Genomic DNA, 13,897 nt, shown 5'->3' on the forward strand with positions numbered 1-13,897 from the left:
ATGATCCTGCGCGGACTCGTCCTTCTTTGTCTTTGCCTGCCGGGCTGCGGGCGCCTGTATCACCTTGGCCAGGCCCCGAGCTTCACCCCGCAGAACCAGAGCCCCGAAAGAGTGGCGATGGCCTATTCCGGCGTGCCGACCGTCGCACTGCCGAAACGCCCGACCGATCAAGCCTCGCTCTGGAGCCGGGAAAGAAGCTCACTGCTCGGAGACCGGCGCGCCGTCAAACGCGGCGACATCCTGACAGTGGTGATCGAGATCGACGATCAGGCCAGCATCTCGAACAGCACCTCGCGCTCGCGCTCCGGCTCGGAAAGCCTCTCTATTCCGCAATTACTGGGTCTGCCGCAGCGTATCGACGAAGATCTTCCCGAAGGCGCAAATCTCGCCGACGCGGTCGATCTCAACGGCCAGTCCTCCTCCGGGGGGGACGGACAGGTCCAGCGCAGCGAAGAGCTGGCCCTCCGTGTCGCAGCCACCATCACCGATGTCATGCCGAACGGCGTTCTGTCCATCGAGGGCGCACAGGAAGTGCGGGTGAATTTCGAACTGCGCGAATTGCTGGTCTCGGGCTTCGTCCGCCCGGAGGACATCAGCCGCCAGAACGAGATCACCTATGACAAGATCGCCTCCGCCAAGATCTCCTATGGCGGGCGCGGCCATATCAGCGACATGCAACAGCCGCGCTACGGTCAGCAGGTGCTCGATATGATCCTGCCGTTCTGAGGGCCGCAATGAAGAAACTGCTTCCCATCCTCCTGGCCTTGATCGGCACCGGCGCCGGCATCGGCGCAGGGCTCTTCCTCGCTCCGGCACCGCCGACCGAAGAGCCGGCCCACGAGGCCGACGCCGCGCATGATGACGGTCATGGCACCGCAGAGCCCGGACACGAGACCGATGCGCATGACGATGCAGACGGTGAAGACACCGAAAACGCTCACGAATATGTCAAGCTCAGCAATCAGTTCGTTGTTCCTGTCGTCGGCGATGGCCGCGTGGCCTCGCTGGTCGTGCTCTCGCTCAGCCTCGAGGTCACCGCCGGCAGTAGCGAGATGGTCTTTGCCCAGGAGCCGAAGCTGCGCGATGTCTTCCTTCGTGTGCTATTCGATCACGCCAATATCGGCGGGTTCGAGGGCAATTTCACCGAGCAGCATCGCATGGATCGCTTGCGCCGCGCACTCTGGGAGGCCGCCCGCAACGTGATGGGATCGGCTGTGTTCGATGTCCTGATCACCGAGATCGCCCGGCAGGATTCCTGATCGTTCACCAGAAGCGCCGGCCCGCCAGCGAAAGCCGCCACAGCGCCTCGAGCCGATGGTCTTCATCGTGCAACGTCTTGCGGCGCGCGGTGGCAGCGTCTCGCCGCGCCAGCTGCAGCGCCGCATCATCGCGGGCGAGCGCAAGCCGTGCCCGGGAAAGGCTGTGAGCCTGACGCGCGCGGGATTGCGCCAACGCCTGGTTAAGCTCCCCCCGACGCTGCGCCAACCACCCCTGCCAGACCGTATCGGCACCGATCAGCCGCCGTGTCGCCAAGCTCGACTCAGCAGCGAAAGCTGCCTCGCGCAACGCATCGATCCGTGCCAGCTCCGACACGAGGCTCTGTTCGGTGTCGCATTCCCGGCGGTGCCGTTCGAAGGCCCGATCGCGCAGCAGCGCGGTCACCTGCCGAAGCTCGTCGAGGGGCGCGCTCACCGCTGGCCCCGGCGGCGGCGCATCGCCTCGCGCATGTCCTCGGCAAAGCGAATGGCCGCGGCCACCGGGCGGTAATGCTCGGGCGCGATCTGCGCGCCGATGCGGGTCGTGGCGTGCAGGGCCCGCGCGGTCGCCGGATCGGAATGCACCGGGACCCCCGCCTCCTCCGCGACCTCACGGATCCGCCGGGCGATCTCATCGACCCCCTTGGCCACGCAAACCGGCGCCTCGCCGGGCTTGCGGCTCCAGCTCAGGGCGACGGCATAATGCGTCGGATTGACGATCACCACATCGGCGCCGGGCACATCCGCCATCATCTGCGTCATCGCGATTTCCTGGGCGCGGGCGCGGCGGTGCTGCTTGAACATCGGATCGCCCTCGGCCTCCTTGAACTCGTCCCGCAGCTCCTTCTGCGACATCCGGTTGCGGCGGAGATGCTCGGCCCGCTGCCACAGGTAATCGATCGCCCCGAGGCACAGGGCCACCACCGCGGCGATGCCCAGCAGCTGGATCATCAGATCCGCCATCAGCGAGGCCGCCCCGGTGGCCTCGCCGCGCAGCACGCCCAAGATCAGATCGAAGCGGCTCGACAGGAACACGCCGAGAACCACCGAGTAGAGCACGAGCTTTGCGAAACTCTTTCCGAACTCGAACAGGCCGCGCCTGCCATACTTGTTGCGCGCATTCTCGATCGGCGACAGGCGGCTTGCCTTGAAGGCCAGCTTTGTGGGCGCGAAGACGAGCCCGCGCGTCGCAAAGAGGGTGCAGAGAACGGTCAGCGCCGGCACTGCCAGGCACGGCAGGATCGGTTTCAGAACCGCGCCGATGATACTCCCCGAGGGCGCGGTTGCCATGCCGCCGAAGAACAGCGGCGCGATGCGCTCGGGCCGTTCGATGAAGGGCAGCATGACATCGGCGAGCCGCAGGATCGAGGCCCCGCCCAACGTGAGCCCGGTCGCCAGCAGGCCGATATAGGCCGCGGCAGTCAGCAGGTCGGGGGAGCGGGGAATCTCGCCCTTGCGCCGCGCCTCTTCAAGCTTGCGCGGCGAGGCCTCGTGGGATTTCTCGGCGGAGCTGTCGTCTGCCATCTGCGCCTACGGAATCTGGCCGGCGAGGAAGCGATCGACCGCACCAAGCCAGACCGAGAGGATCAAGGGCGCGGTAACCAGAAGCAGCGCGATGGAGCCGAAGGTGATCACCGGCGCCCCGACAAAGGCCACCATGAGCTGGGGCATCGCCTTGTTGATGAAGCCGAGCGTGAGGTTGTAGAGCGCCGAGAGGATCACGAAGGGCGCGGCAAGCGTGAAGGCGAGGGTGAAGGCCATGGCCACCTGCGCGCGCCCGGCCTGCGCCACCAGGCCCGGATCCGGCCAGATCAGCGGCGGGAAGAGATCGAAGGACAGGATGAGAAAGGCCGCGACCTTGACGTGAAACCCGGTGACCATGAGCAGCGCCAGCGCGGCGACGCTCAGCACGTGGCCGATGGCCGGCATCGGATCGGCGCCGCTGTTGCCGAGCAGCTGCGCGAGCGAGGTCGCCTGCGCGGCGATGCTGCCCGCGGTCTGCAGCGCATGGATGAAGAGCCGAAGCCAGAGGCCGAGAATCAGCCCGATCACGCTCTCGGTCAGGAGCGCGCGCACGACCACCGCGAGATCGAGTGCGGGCAGCGCCGCCCCGGTGTCGATCGCCGGCATCACGGTCAGGGTCAGCATCAGGCCAAGCGCCAGCCGCAGACGCATCGGCACGGTCTGCTCTCCGAGCCCAGGCAGCACCGCCATCATCGCGGCGATGCGCAGAAAGACGATCAGCCCGAGCCACCACCACTCCGTCAGCAGCGGCATCAGCGCCGCAGCCGCGCTCACGCCGGCACCACGCCGACCAGGGAGGGCCGCGCCTCGATGCCGATCTCCTCGAAGGACAGCACCGGGTTGGCGATGCCCTTGGCCGACAGGATGGTGCGCAGGAAGCGGCGCCGGCGAGCGCTTGTCACCAGGGCCGGGAAGATCCCGCGATTGCCGGCGTCGCCGACCTCTTCGGCGACGCCGCTGGTCAGGCTCTCGAAAAGCTCGGGCGGCAGGGCAATGTCGAGCCCGCCGCCAGCGCCCTCGATCTGGTAGGTCGAGAAGGTATCCTCCCATTCCGGGGCCAGCTGGATCAGCGGGATCGTCCCGTCCTTGCGGCGCATGCCCGCCACGAGCTGGAAGCCGAGGCGCTGGCGGACATGTTCGCAGATCGCTTCCGCCCGCGCCTGCTGGCCGCGCATTTCCGAGATCGCCTCGAGGATCAGCGGCAGGTTGCGAATGCTGACCTGTTCCTCGAGCAGCAGCCGCAGAACCTGGTGCAGCGTGTCGATCTGAACCTTGTCGGGGATCAGCTCGTCGAGCAGCCGGCGATTGGCCTCGGCGCGCACCGGGTTGCTGAGGCTGACCATCTCGTCAAGCAGGCGGCGCAGCGCCTTGAGGGTGAGCAGGCGGCCGAAATTCCGCTTGATGACCTCGAGCAGATGCGTGGCGAGCACCTCCGTCGGGGTGACGATGGTGGCCCCGGTGAGCGCCGCGCGATCACGTTGCTCGGGCTTGATCCACCGCGCCGGGGCGCCGTAGACCGGCTCGGTCACATCGCGTCCGGCGGGCAGGCTGGCGTGGTCATCGGGCATCAGCGCCAGCACCAGATCCGGGTTGAGTTCGCCGCGCGCGACCTCGACCCCGTGGATCCGGATGACATAGATCCCGGTCTCGAGCGCGGCGGCGTCGGTGAGGCGGATCTCCGGCAGGATGATCCCGAAGCCCGACGCGATATGGCGCCTCATATTGTCGATCCGCACGTCGAGCCCGGTGCCGGGGTCGAGCACCATGTTGACCAGGTCCGGCGCGAATTCGACATGGATCTCGTCGACATCGAGGATATCCCCGATCGGTCGCTCGCGCGGCGGTTCGGCGGGCTCGGCCTCGGCGCTCGGCACGGGCTCGGACTGGCGCCGTGCCATGTGGACGGCCAGCGCCCCCAGGACGCCGGAGCCAAGGATGAAGGGCAGGAAGGGCAGACCCGGCACCAGCGCGAACAGCGCCATCAGAACAGCGACCGTGCCCAGCGCCGCCGGGTGCCGCGCCAGCTGCGCCGCCACCGCGACGTCGGTCGCGCCGATGGCGCCGCCTCGAGCCAGCAGCAGGCCCGAGGCGATGGAAATGATCACCGCCGGGATCTGCGACACCAGCCCGTCTCCCACCGTCAGAATGGCATAGGTCTCGAAGGCACGGCCCAGCGGCATGCCATGGCCGAAGATCCCCATCACCATGCCCATCACGAGGTTGAGCAGCGTGATCAGCAGGCCGGCGACCGCGTCCCCCTTGACGAATTTCGAGGCCCCGTCGAGCGAGCCGAAGAAAGTTGTTTCCTGCTGTTCCTGCTCGCGCCGCGCCTTGGCCTCGGCATGGTCGATGGCCCCGGCGGACACGTCGCTGTCGATCGCGAGCTGCTTGCCCGGCATACCGTCGAGCGCGAAGCGCGCCCCGACCTCGGCCATGCGCGCCGCGCCTTTGGTGATGACCGCGAAATTCACGATCATCAGAACGCCGAACACCACCAGCCCCAGGAAAACACTGCCCCCCATGACGAAATTGGCGAAGCCCTCGATCACGTCGCCAGCGGCCGAGGTTCCGGTGTGGCCCTCGCCGATGATCAGCTTGGTTGAGCTGACATTGAGCGACAGGCGCAGCATCAGCGAGGCGAGCAGGATGGTCGGGAAGGCGGAGAAATCGAGCGGGCGCTCGATGAACAGGGTGACCCTGAAGATCAGGATGGCCAGCCCGAAGGAGGCGGCAAGCCCGACATCGAGGATCCAGGCCGGCACGGGCAGGATCATCATCACGATGACGGCCATCAGCGCCACCGCCAGCAGCACCGTCGGTTTGAAGACCAGCCCCCCCAGCATCAGGCGCTTGCCCCTGCCTCGGGAGCGGAGCCTCTGCCGCCGTTTCGCCGGCGGCGACCCCGGTCGTGGGGAGCCCTTGCGAGCGCGGCCCCGGCGCGCCGGTCTGCGGTCTGCCAGCGGGAGGCGAGGGGCCGGCCCATGCTCACTCTTCCGCCATCCGGGTCTGGTCGAGCAGCGCGCGAAGCGTGTCGCGGGTCTCGGCGCCGGAGGTCGCCAGCGCTTCAGCCAGCGCGAGGCTCGGCACCGCGCCGCTCTCGGCAGGCAGGCCGGAGTCGACGAGCGCCGCCGCCGCAGCAAGCGCATCCTCCTCGCCCTCGACCGCGTCCCAGTCGCCCGCGAGCCAGGCGGCCCTCCGCGCTTCCCCGGTCTCGCCAAGCGACCCGAAGGCCGTCTGCGCGTAGGTGTAATCTCCCATCATTGCCCGCGCGCGTGCGCGCAGCTCCAGCGCATCATCCCCCTGCAGCCCGATCAGGGCGATCTCGGCCTGTTGCGGATCCGCGCGGACGAGATGGATCTCCGACTCGAGGAGCCGGCGCGCGCGAAGATCGCGGGCGATGACCGGCAGGGTCGCCCAGCTCAGCGCCTCGTCGGGGAGACCCAGCGCCAGAAGGCGGCGCGCCACCGCAAGCGCCGTGTCTTCGGAAACCAGTCGGTCATAATCCCGTTTCCGCGTGACCGCCTGTCGCAGGAAGCCGGTGTCGGATCCCTGCGCCGCGAGGGCCGACATCAGCTCCGACGCGGCCAGCCGCCGCTGATGCTCGGGAAAGTCGGCGCCGTCGCGCAGGGTCGCGACGGCCTGATCGAAGAGCCGGCTCGCCGTCAACGCGCGCAAATGGGCGAGCCAGAGATCGGGGCCCTGTTCCGTGGCGCGCAGCTCGGTCGAATAGGCGCCGGTCAGATCTGTCAGCCGCTTGTTGATCCCCGCGCCCTGCTCTGCTGCCAGCGCAACCGTGGCCACGACCGCATCCGGCGCGTGGCGCCCGGCCCCGTGCGAGAGATCCATCAGCGCATTCATCGCCTCGTCGACGGCCCCGTCCAGCCTGTCGATCTGCGCCTCGCTATAGCGCATCTCCTCGTCCGGGGCACCTCCAGACCGCGCCAGCCGCGAAAGCAAATTGCGCGCCGCGTCCCGGTGTCCCGCCTCTGCCAACCGCGTGGCCAGTGTCGGCCCGAGCAACTCACGCAGCGTCTCCGGCAAGGCCTCGAAGGCGCGGCGCACCGCCTTGTCGTCGATCATTGCGCCCTCCGGCAGGGACGGCGCGCCGGCCAGCGCCCAGAGCGACGCCGCACCTTTACAATCGGTCTGGCCGGCGAAGACCCCGGCGCGATCGGCGCCGCCATCGACGATGCCGGCCAGCGCGAAGAGCACCGGATCACGTCTCTCCTGATCAAGCTCGAGCAGGGCGCGCGCCTCGGCCCCGAAGCCGATATAGATATGTGCCCGGACGAGCTCGAGCAGGATCTCCGGGTCCAACGCGTCGAATTCGCCGTAGAGCCTTCGGCGCAGAACAGGAATCTCGCTGTCAAAGGTCTCGTCCGATCCCCAGGAAGTAAGGTCGAGCGCCGCATCCGGGACGCAACCTGTCCCCCCGACGCGGACCCGCGCCTGCATGTCGGAGGGCGAGCGCCCGAGGATCGCCGCCTCGATCGCCCCGCGATGCCCGGAGAGATCCGGAACGCCTTCGCCGGGCTCTTCGTCTTCCGCCGGCGTGGAAGACATCGCGCTTGGCGGAGCGGACGGTGCGGGGGTGAGCCCGGGAGAGAGAAGCCCATCGGTGGCGGCGATCGCGAGCTGCTCTGCGAGCGTATGCTCGAGCAGGGTTGGATCCATGCCGGCCCCCGGCTCGCGCGGCGCGCTCTCGGGCTCGGCCCGGCGCGCTTTCGGCACGAAGCCTGGCAAGAGCGGGTTGCGCTCTGGCGATGGGCCGATGCCCGGCAAGGCGCCGACCCGGATCTCCGACAGGGGCGCATCGTCAACGCGCGGCGCCGGCTCCACAGCGGCCTCGGATGCCACAAACTCCCCTGGCCGAATGTCGATCACCAGCATCGCCGGCTCGGCCAGGAAAGCCTCTGCGACACAGGCGCAAGCCAGCTCGATCCCGAGCCCGGCGCCATCCGGAAGCGGCTCGAGCCCGGTGATGCGCTCCCTGTCGATCCGGTTGAAGACCGTACTGCCATCGAACCGGAACCCGCCCTCCCGGAGCCGCAGCTCGACCCTGTTCGGCGCCATCTGCACCACGTTCCACGCAGTATCCACCGGCACGTCCAACGCCAGGCGTGTGAACGATCCATGCTCGCCGGAGCGCACCCGGATCTCCTGCGCGAGGCCCGCCCCGGCCCAGAGGCAAATCGTGAAGCAGAGAAGAGCAAGGCGGATCATGCGGCTGCCTGCTTCACGGATTTCAGCGCTTCCTCGAGATCGGTAAAACTCGGCCGGAAATGGGCCGGCGTGTTCTGGCGCCCGACCTCGATGCAGATATTGGTGGCGTGGTTGTGGAGGTTCGCCACCAGGACCTCGCGGATCAGCTGGTAGAAATGCAGATCCTCTTCCACCACTGCCTTGACCTTGACCGCGAAGGGGCCGGCGAACCCATAGGCCAGGAACACGCCAAGAAACGTCCCCACCAGGGCGCCGCCGATCAGCTTGCCGAGCACCTCGGGCGGCTGGTCGATCGACCCCATCGTCTTGATGACCCCGAGCACCGCCGCGACGATGCCGAGCGCCGGCAGACCGTCTGCCATCGCCTGCAGCGCGTGGCTCGAATGCATGCGATGATGCTCGAGCGCCTCGATGCGCTTGTCGAGCACCTCCTCGACCTGGTGCGGATCGTCGTAGTTCATAGACATCGAGCGCATCGTGTCACAGATCAGCTCGATGGCGATCTTGTCCCCCTGGATCTTGGGATACTTGGAGAAGATCGCCGATTCACCGGGCGATTCAACGTGTTCCTCGATGGCAACCGGGCTCTGGCGCGCCAGCCGGATCAGCTCGAACAGCAGGCAGAGCAGCTCCTTGTAGTCTCCCGGCTTCCACTTCGCGCCCTTGAAGACCTTGCCGACATCCTTGAGCGTGTGCTTCACCACGCTCGCATCATTGCCGATCAGGAAGGTCCCGAGCGCGGCCCCGCCGATCATCATCATCTCGAACGGAAGCGATTTGAGGATGATCGACATCTTGCCGCCAGCGAGGAGATACCCGCCGAAGACCATGCCGAAAATCACGACGATCCCGATGATTCCCATCATAGCGGCGACTCCTTCACCTTTCCCGCACCTCTGCTGCCTGTCTTCGCGTTGCTAGCGCAGGGGCGGTTAACAAAACCCTCAGCCCCGGCCATTCCCGGGGCTACATCACGAGGAAATCAGCGTGCAGCGCCCCGGCAGCCTTGATGCTCTTGAGGATGTCGATCATGTCGCGCGGCGAGACACCGAGCGCGTTCAGTCCGGCGATCACCTCCGAGAGCGAGGTGCCACCCGGAACCTCGGCCAGCCCGATGCCCGGCTCTTCGACGATATCGGCCCCGGTGCGCGGGATGACCACGGTTTCGCCCTCCGCAAACGGGTTGGGCTGCACCGCGATCGGGGTTTCCTCGATGCGCAGCGTCAGGTTCCCCTGCGACACGGCGACACGCGAAATCCGGACATCCTCGCCCATCACGATGGTGCCGGAGCGCTGATCCACGACGACCCGCGCCCGGCGCTCCGGCTCGACCGGCAGGTTTTCGATCGCGACCACCGCCTGCGCCGGAGAGCCTGTCCCGGTCTGGCGCAGGTCGACCGAGACCGTCCCGGCATCGAGCATTTCCGCAGCGCGCCGCCCGACACGACGGTTGATCGCCGCCTCGATGCGCGCCGCGGTGGTGAAATCCGGCTCGCGCAGTGCCAGCCGCAGGGTGGCAAGATCGCCGAAGGCAAACTCCACCTCGCGCTCGATCCGCGCACCGGCCGGGATCACCCCAGAGGTCGGCACCCCTTGGACCACGCGGGCGGCATCGCCCTCCGCCTCGACCCCGCCGGCGATCACCGTGCCTTGCGCAACGGCGTAGATCTGGCCATCGGCCGCGTTGAGCGGGGTCATGATGAGGGTCCCGCCAAGCAGGCTGCTGGCATCGCCAATAGCGGAAACCGTGACATCGATCTGGCTCCCGGCCCGTCCGAAGGGCGGCAGCCGCCCGGTCACGAAGACCGCAGCAACATTGCGCGGGCGAAACTGTTCTCCGGTGACGTTCACCCCGAGCCGTTCGAGGATGTTCTGCATGATCTCTTCGGTGAAGGGCGCATTGCGAAGGCCATCGCCCGTGCCGTTGAGCCCGACCACCAGCCCGTAGCCGACGAGATCATTGGACCGCACACCGTCGAATTCCACCAGGTCCTTGATCCGGACCGCCTGGGCCGGCGCGATCTGCGCAATGCAGAGAAGCATGGCCGAGAGAAGCGCGCAGAGACCGCGCCGCCTCATCTCAGGAACTCCACCAGCGACATGCGCGAAGAGCGCACCGTGATCGCGTAGAGCGCTTCGAGCTGGACGCGGGTGTTTTCGTATCGTGTTGCCGTTTCGAATTCATCGGTGCCGACCAGATCGAGACGTGCGATGCTCGTGGCGGTGCGCTCGGCGGAGTTGCGCGCCGTTACCTCCTCGATGCGTTGCTCCAGCGTTCCGAGCCCGGCACGCAGCTCGACCAGGCTCGCCACGGCCGTCTGCAGATCGAGCGCGGCATTCGAGATCAGCTCGATCTTGACATCGCCCGCGAGGCCCAGCGCGGAATCGCTCGCCAGCGCGGCCTTGGCCATTGCCTTCATCACGTCGCGAAACACCGGATCGTCGGCGCGGATATCGACACCGGCGCTCTCGGTCGCGCTGAGCTGGAGGGGCGCGAGCGACACCGTCGAGCCGAGATAGCCATCCGTCTCGAAGCCCCCGCCGAGCGTGTCGAACCAGGTGTCGAGCGCCGCTTCGACATCCGCCGCATCGACGGCACCGACCAGGGCGGTCTGCAAATCGGAGATCATCGTTTCGCTGTCGACCACCGCCGGGGTGTCCGTCGCCGTTCCGGAGAACAGGAAGCGGCCGGCGACCGAGCGGTTCAGGCCATTGAGCATGTTGCCCAGCGCGTTCTCCGCCTCGGTCGAGAACGTGCGCAGCATTTCCTCGTTCGGGGTCAGCTCAACCGAGAGCAGCACCTGCGACAGAAGCTCGGAACGGGTCTGGATCTCGTCGAGGGTGGTCTGCATGGTGCCGGAGAGAAACCCCGCTTCGGTGGTGTTGACGCGATATGTCTCGAGCTGCGCGAGGCGCCGGTCGATCGAGACCAGCGTCGACACGTCGCCGCCGAGATGCGCGACAGGATCGCGCACGAAGCCGGTGGCGATCTCGGTGCCGAGCCGGTCGAGATCGCGGTTGAGCCGCGTCTGGTGGGTTCGCAGGACCAAGGTCCTGGCGAGATCTCCAACGGTGTCCATGACCCCCTCCTCAGATAGCCAGCAATTTCTCCAACAGATCGTCGACCACGGAGATGACCCGCGCATTGGCCGCGTAGTGCTGCTCGATCCGCAGCAGCTCCTGCAGTTCGGCATCGGTATCGACGCCCTTCGACAGCTCCAGCTCCTTGAGCGCGGTGTTCTGGGCGCTGCTGAAGCTCTGCTCACCATCGGCCCGCAGACGCGCGGCGGCGATGACGGCGTGGAAATCCGCGACATGCTTGGCAAAGCTCTGCGCGCCGGTGCCAAGCGCCGAGGAACTCGGGCTGACCAGATCCTCCAGGGCCCCGGAATAGCCCTGCAACAGCCGTGCCTCGCCCACCGGACCTTGAGTGACCGCGCCGAGCCCGTCGCGCAGGCGCCAGGTGTCGCTTCCCAGGGGATCGACCAGAGCATTGAGCGCGATGCGCCCGGCGATGCCGGTCTCATCGAGCGGGTCGAACGCGGTTCCGGCATCGGTGAAGAGGCCGGGATCCGTTGCCGCCAGCGTGATATCGGGCCCGCCCGGGGCAAACCGCTCGATCAGATCCCGTGCGATGCCGTCGAGCACCGCCTGCATCTCCGGGCCGACCACATCCCGGATCTGGAACTGGGCGCCGAGGCTGCCGCCCCCCAGCGGCCCGGCATTGCTGCTGTTGATGGGCTTGTCGTTGATCTCGAGCCCGGAGAGCACGCCCCCGAGCCTCATAGCGGCGGTGACCGGATCCTGGGGCGCGAAGCTGATCCGCGCCGGATCGCTGTGAAAATCCGGGTCGAGAAGGATCGTTCCCGAGGCGGCGTAGAGCGCGATCGCGCCCATCTCGCGCGACACGCTCCGCAGCGGCACGATGTCGGAGATCTCGTCGATCACGCGCTGTCGCTGGTCCATCAGAGACGAGGGATCTCCGTCGCGCACCAGGCTGTCGGTGATGGCGATGTTGAGTTCGGAGACCCGGGTCAGCGCGCTGTTGAGGCGATCGACCTGCGCCGCGATCGTCCTGTCGGCATCGGTGCGTCCGGCCTGGATCTCCTCGCTGGTCTCGTTGAGCAGGGTGACAAAATCCTCCGCGCGCTGTGCCACGAGGATCAGGCGCTGATCCGAGGACGGATCCGAGGCCGCGGAGAGCAGCGCGGTTTCGAGCGCCGCGTAGCGCCCGACGAGGGACCCGGCGGTGTCGGTCGGGCCGAGCAGGGTTTCGATGCGGCTGGCAAAGCTCTGCATCTCGTCGGCGAAGCCGGATTGCGCGTCCGACAGGCGGCGGTCGGCCAGCACCGCGGTATCGACATTGCGGGTCACCCCGTCGACCAGGACGCCGCCCGAGCTGCCAAGCGCGCGTGACGACAGATCGAGCGTGCGCCTCCCGTAGCTCTCGGTCGTGGCGTTGGCGATGTTGGACGCCACCAACCCCGCCGCGCGGCTGTTGGCGGTGAGCCCGCTCAGCGCGTTGGACAGTGCTGAACCCAGTGACATGTTCCGCCCTCCTGTCAGGGGCCGATCCCGCTATCGGGATCAGCGCTTCATATTGGTGGTTTCCTGCAGCATCTCGTCGACGGTCTGGATCACCTTGGCATTGGAGGAATAGGCCCGCTGGGTGCGGATCATGTCCGTCAGCTCCTGCGCGATGTCGGTCGCGGATTCCTGCCTGGCGAAGGATTTGACGCTCCCCGTCGGGCCATCGCCCGCGTCCCACAGGAAGAACGAGCCGCTCTGCGTGGTCGGCCGGAAAGTCGAGCCATCGACCGCGCTCATGCCGTTGTAATTGGGCAGGTCGACCAGCGGGATCTGGTAGAGCACCTGGCTCTGGCCGCTGTCATAAACGGCGCTCACATAGCCGTTTTCATCTACCTCGACCGAGACCATGTTGCCGACCGAGGAGCCGTCCTTCGAGATCGAGATCGGCGCGAAGCTGTCGCCGAGCTGCGACAGCCCACCGGTCTCGCCCGCGGCGCCGATATCGAACTCGATCACGCCGCCGGCCACCGTGACCACGAAGACCCCGGTGGCCGGATCATAGGCGGTGCCGGTGGTTTCGGCCACGGTAGAGATGGTGCCGCCCGAGCCGGTCGTGTTGTCGAAGGTGATGAGATAATCCCCCACCACGGCGCCGCCCTGGGCGGAATCCGTCATCACCATTTGCCACTCGTTCGAGATGCCGGTGGCCGGCACCGTGGGCGTGAAGGTGATCGAGATGCTCTGCGAGATGCCGACATTGTCGAAATACTCGATCTCGAGATACTCGGCATCACCGGGCGCGCCGGCCTGGGTCGCGGTGGCCGGCAGGTTGAGCGCGACATCGACCGAGGTCGTCGGGTCGGCGGTCAGGCTGAGGCTGAACTGGATCGGTTCGAGACCGTTGATCGTATCGCGCGGATAGGGCGGGATCGATCCGTCGAGCGCCGCCGGCCAGCCCATCAGGTAATAGCCCTTCTTGCTGGCGAGGAAGCCATGCTCGTCGATCCGGTAGGAGCCCGTTGCGGTGAGCAGGAGCTCGGGCTCGCCGGTCGCCGCGAACTGGGCCTGCGAGGTCACCGGCAGCATGCCGATACCGTCGATCGCGAGATCGGTGGCATTGCTCGTCGAGACGATGGCGCCGCCCTCGTCGATCAGGCGGAGATTGTCGATCGCCGTGCCGCCCGCGGTATAGGCCTTCTGCTTGCCGCTCGACATCACCAGCGCGGTGAAATCCGTCTCGACCCGGCGATAGCCGTAGGTCGAGGAGTTCGCGATATTGTCGGAAATCGCGCTGAGGCGGCTGGCATTACCCGACAGCCCCGATACACCGGCATTGAGAGACGAGGAAATGGTCATGGACGCGC

General features: G+C 67.3%; 12 protein-coding genes. 2 read left to right on the top strand and 10 right to left on the bottom strand.

Annotation, left to right across the window (positions count from 1 at the left end; all coding sequences use genetic code 11):
* Both flgH and KUV62_RS08360 read left to right on the top strand, forming a co-directional pair.
* Positions 1 to 726 (top strand): flagellar basal body L-ring protein FlgH, encoded by a 726-nt coding sequence (gene flgH / locus KUV62_RS08355; RefSeq protein ID WP_222603231.1) that lies wholly within the window; start codon positions 1 to 3, stop codon positions 724 to 726.
* Positions 727 to 734: 8 nt separating this feature from the next.
* A complete protein-coding gene (locus KUV62_RS08360) occupies positions 735 to 1,259 on the top strand; it encodes a flagellar basal body-associated FliL family protein (protein WP_222603232.1) in 525 nt (174 codons plus the stop codon).
* A 4-nt stretch (positions 1,260 to 1,263) separates the two neighbouring features.
* Here KUV62_RS08360 and KUV62_RS08365 read toward each other — a convergent pair whose 3' ends face one another.
* The 10 genes from KUV62_RS08365 to KUV62_RS08410 form a co-directional block, all read right to left on the bottom strand.
* Positions 1,264 to 1,662, bottom strand: a complete 399-nt coding sequence (locus KUV62_RS08365) for a hypothetical protein (RefSeq protein ID WP_315901566.1) — start codon at positions 1,660 to 1,662, stop codon at positions 1,264 to 1,266.
* 26 nt (positions 1,663 to 1,688) lie between these two features.
* A complete protein-coding gene (locus KUV62_RS08370) occupies positions 1,689 to 2,780 on the bottom strand; it encodes a flagellar biosynthesis protein FlhB (RefSeq protein ID WP_222603234.1) in 1,092 nt (363 codons plus the stop codon).
* 6 nt (positions 2,781 to 2,786) lie between these two features.
* Positions 2,787 to 3,554 carry a flagellar biosynthetic protein FliR gene (locus tag KUV62_RS08375; RefSeq protein WP_410000842.1) on the bottom strand — a complete coding sequence of 256 codons (768 nt, stop codon included), beginning with the start codon at positions 3,552 to 3,554 and terminating at the stop codon, positions 2,787 to 2,789.
* Positions 3,551 to 5,623, bottom strand: coding sequence for a flagellar biosynthesis protein FlhA (gene flhA, locus KUV62_RS08380; protein ID WP_222603235.1), 2,073 nt, complete (start codon positions 5,621 to 5,623; stop codon positions 3,551 to 3,553). The genes KUV62_RS08375 and flhA overlap by 4 nt, the downstream gene beginning before the upstream one ends.
* A gap of 142 nt (positions 5,624 to 5,765) precedes the next feature.
* Complete coding sequence (locus KUV62_RS08385) at positions 5,766 to 8,003, bottom strand: hypothetical protein (RefSeq protein ID WP_261395480.1); 2,238 nt, start codon at positions 8,001 to 8,003, stop codon at positions 5,766 to 5,768.
* Positions 8,000 to 8,869 carry a flagellar motor stator protein MotA gene (motA, locus tag KUV62_RS08390; RefSeq protein WP_222603236.1) on the bottom strand — a complete coding sequence of 290 codons (870 nt, stop codon included), beginning with the start codon at positions 8,867 to 8,869 and terminating at the stop codon, positions 8,000 to 8,002. Before motA ends, KUV62_RS08385 begins: the two co-directional genes overlap by 4 nt.
* A 100-nt stretch (positions 8,870 to 8,969) precedes the next feature.
* Positions 8,970 to 10,046, bottom strand: a complete 1,077-nt coding sequence (locus tag KUV62_RS08395) for a flagellar basal body P-ring protein FlgI (protein WP_222603454.1) — start codon at positions 10,044 to 10,046, stop codon at positions 8,970 to 8,972.
* Positions 10,047 to 10,078: 32 nt separating this feature from the next.
* Complete coding sequence (locus KUV62_RS08400) at positions 10,079 to 11,083, bottom strand: flagellin (RefSeq protein ID WP_222603237.1); 1,005 nt, start codon at positions 11,081 to 11,083, stop codon at positions 10,079 to 10,081.
* Positions 11,084 to 11,093: 10 nt separating this feature from the next.
* A complete protein-coding gene (gene flgK, locus KUV62_RS08405; RefSeq protein ID WP_222603238.1) occupies positions 11,094 to 12,551 on the bottom strand; it encodes a flagellar hook-associated protein FlgK in 1,458 nt (485 codons plus the stop codon).
* Between the two features lie 39 nt (positions 12,552 to 12,590).
* Entirely contained in the window at positions 12,591 to 13,889 is a 1,299-nt protein-coding gene (locus KUV62_RS08410) for a flagellar hook protein FlgE (RefSeq protein ID WP_222603239.1), read from the bottom strand.
* Between the last annotated feature and the right edge of the window lie 8 nt (positions 13,890 to 13,897).

Source organism: Salipiger bermudensis (assembly GCF_019801965.1).
In the GTDB taxonomy this organism is placed as follows: Bacteria; Pseudomonadota; Alphaproteobacteria; order Rhodobacterales; family Rhodobacteraceae; genus Salipiger; species Salipiger bermudensis_A.

Coding starts and splice junctions, on each gene's coding strand:
- flhA (WP_222603235.1), bottom strand. CDS start 5,623: ATGCTGGGGGGGCTGGTCTTCAAACCGACGGTGCTGCTGGCGGTGGCG.
- KUV62_RS08370 (WP_222603234.1), bottom strand. CDS start 2,780: ATGGCAGACGACAGCTCCGCCGAGAAATCCCACGAGGCCTCGCCGCGC.
- KUV62_RS08400 (WP_222603237.1), bottom strand. CDS start 11,083: ATGGACACCGTTGGAGATCTCGCCAGGACCTTGGTCCTGCGAACCCAC.
- flgK (WP_222603238.1), bottom strand. CDS start 12,551: ATGTCACTGGGTTCAGCACTGTCCAACGCGCTGAGCGGGCTCACCGCC.
- KUV62_RS08395 (WP_222603454.1), bottom strand. CDS start 10,046: ATGCTTCTCTGCATTGCGCAGATCGCGCCGGCCCAGGCGGTCCGGATC.
- KUV62_RS08410 (WP_222603239.1), bottom strand. CDS start 13,889: ATGACCATTTCCTCGTCTCTCAATGCCGGTGTATCGGGGCTGTCGGGT.
- KUV62_RS08360 (WP_222603232.1), top strand. CDS start 735: ATGAAGAAACTGCTTCCCATCCTCCTGGCCTTGATCGGCACCGGCGCC.
- motA (WP_222603236.1), bottom strand. CDS start 8,869: ATGATGGGAATCATCGGGATCGTCGTGATTTTCGGCATGGTCTTCGGC.
- flgH (WP_222603231.1), top strand. CDS start 1: ATGATCCTGCGCGGACTCGTCCTTCTTTGTCTTTGCCTGCCGGGCTGC.
- KUV62_RS08385 (WP_261395480.1), bottom strand. CDS start 8,003: ATGATCCGCCTTGCTCTTCTCTGCTTCACGATTTGCCTCTGGGCCGGG.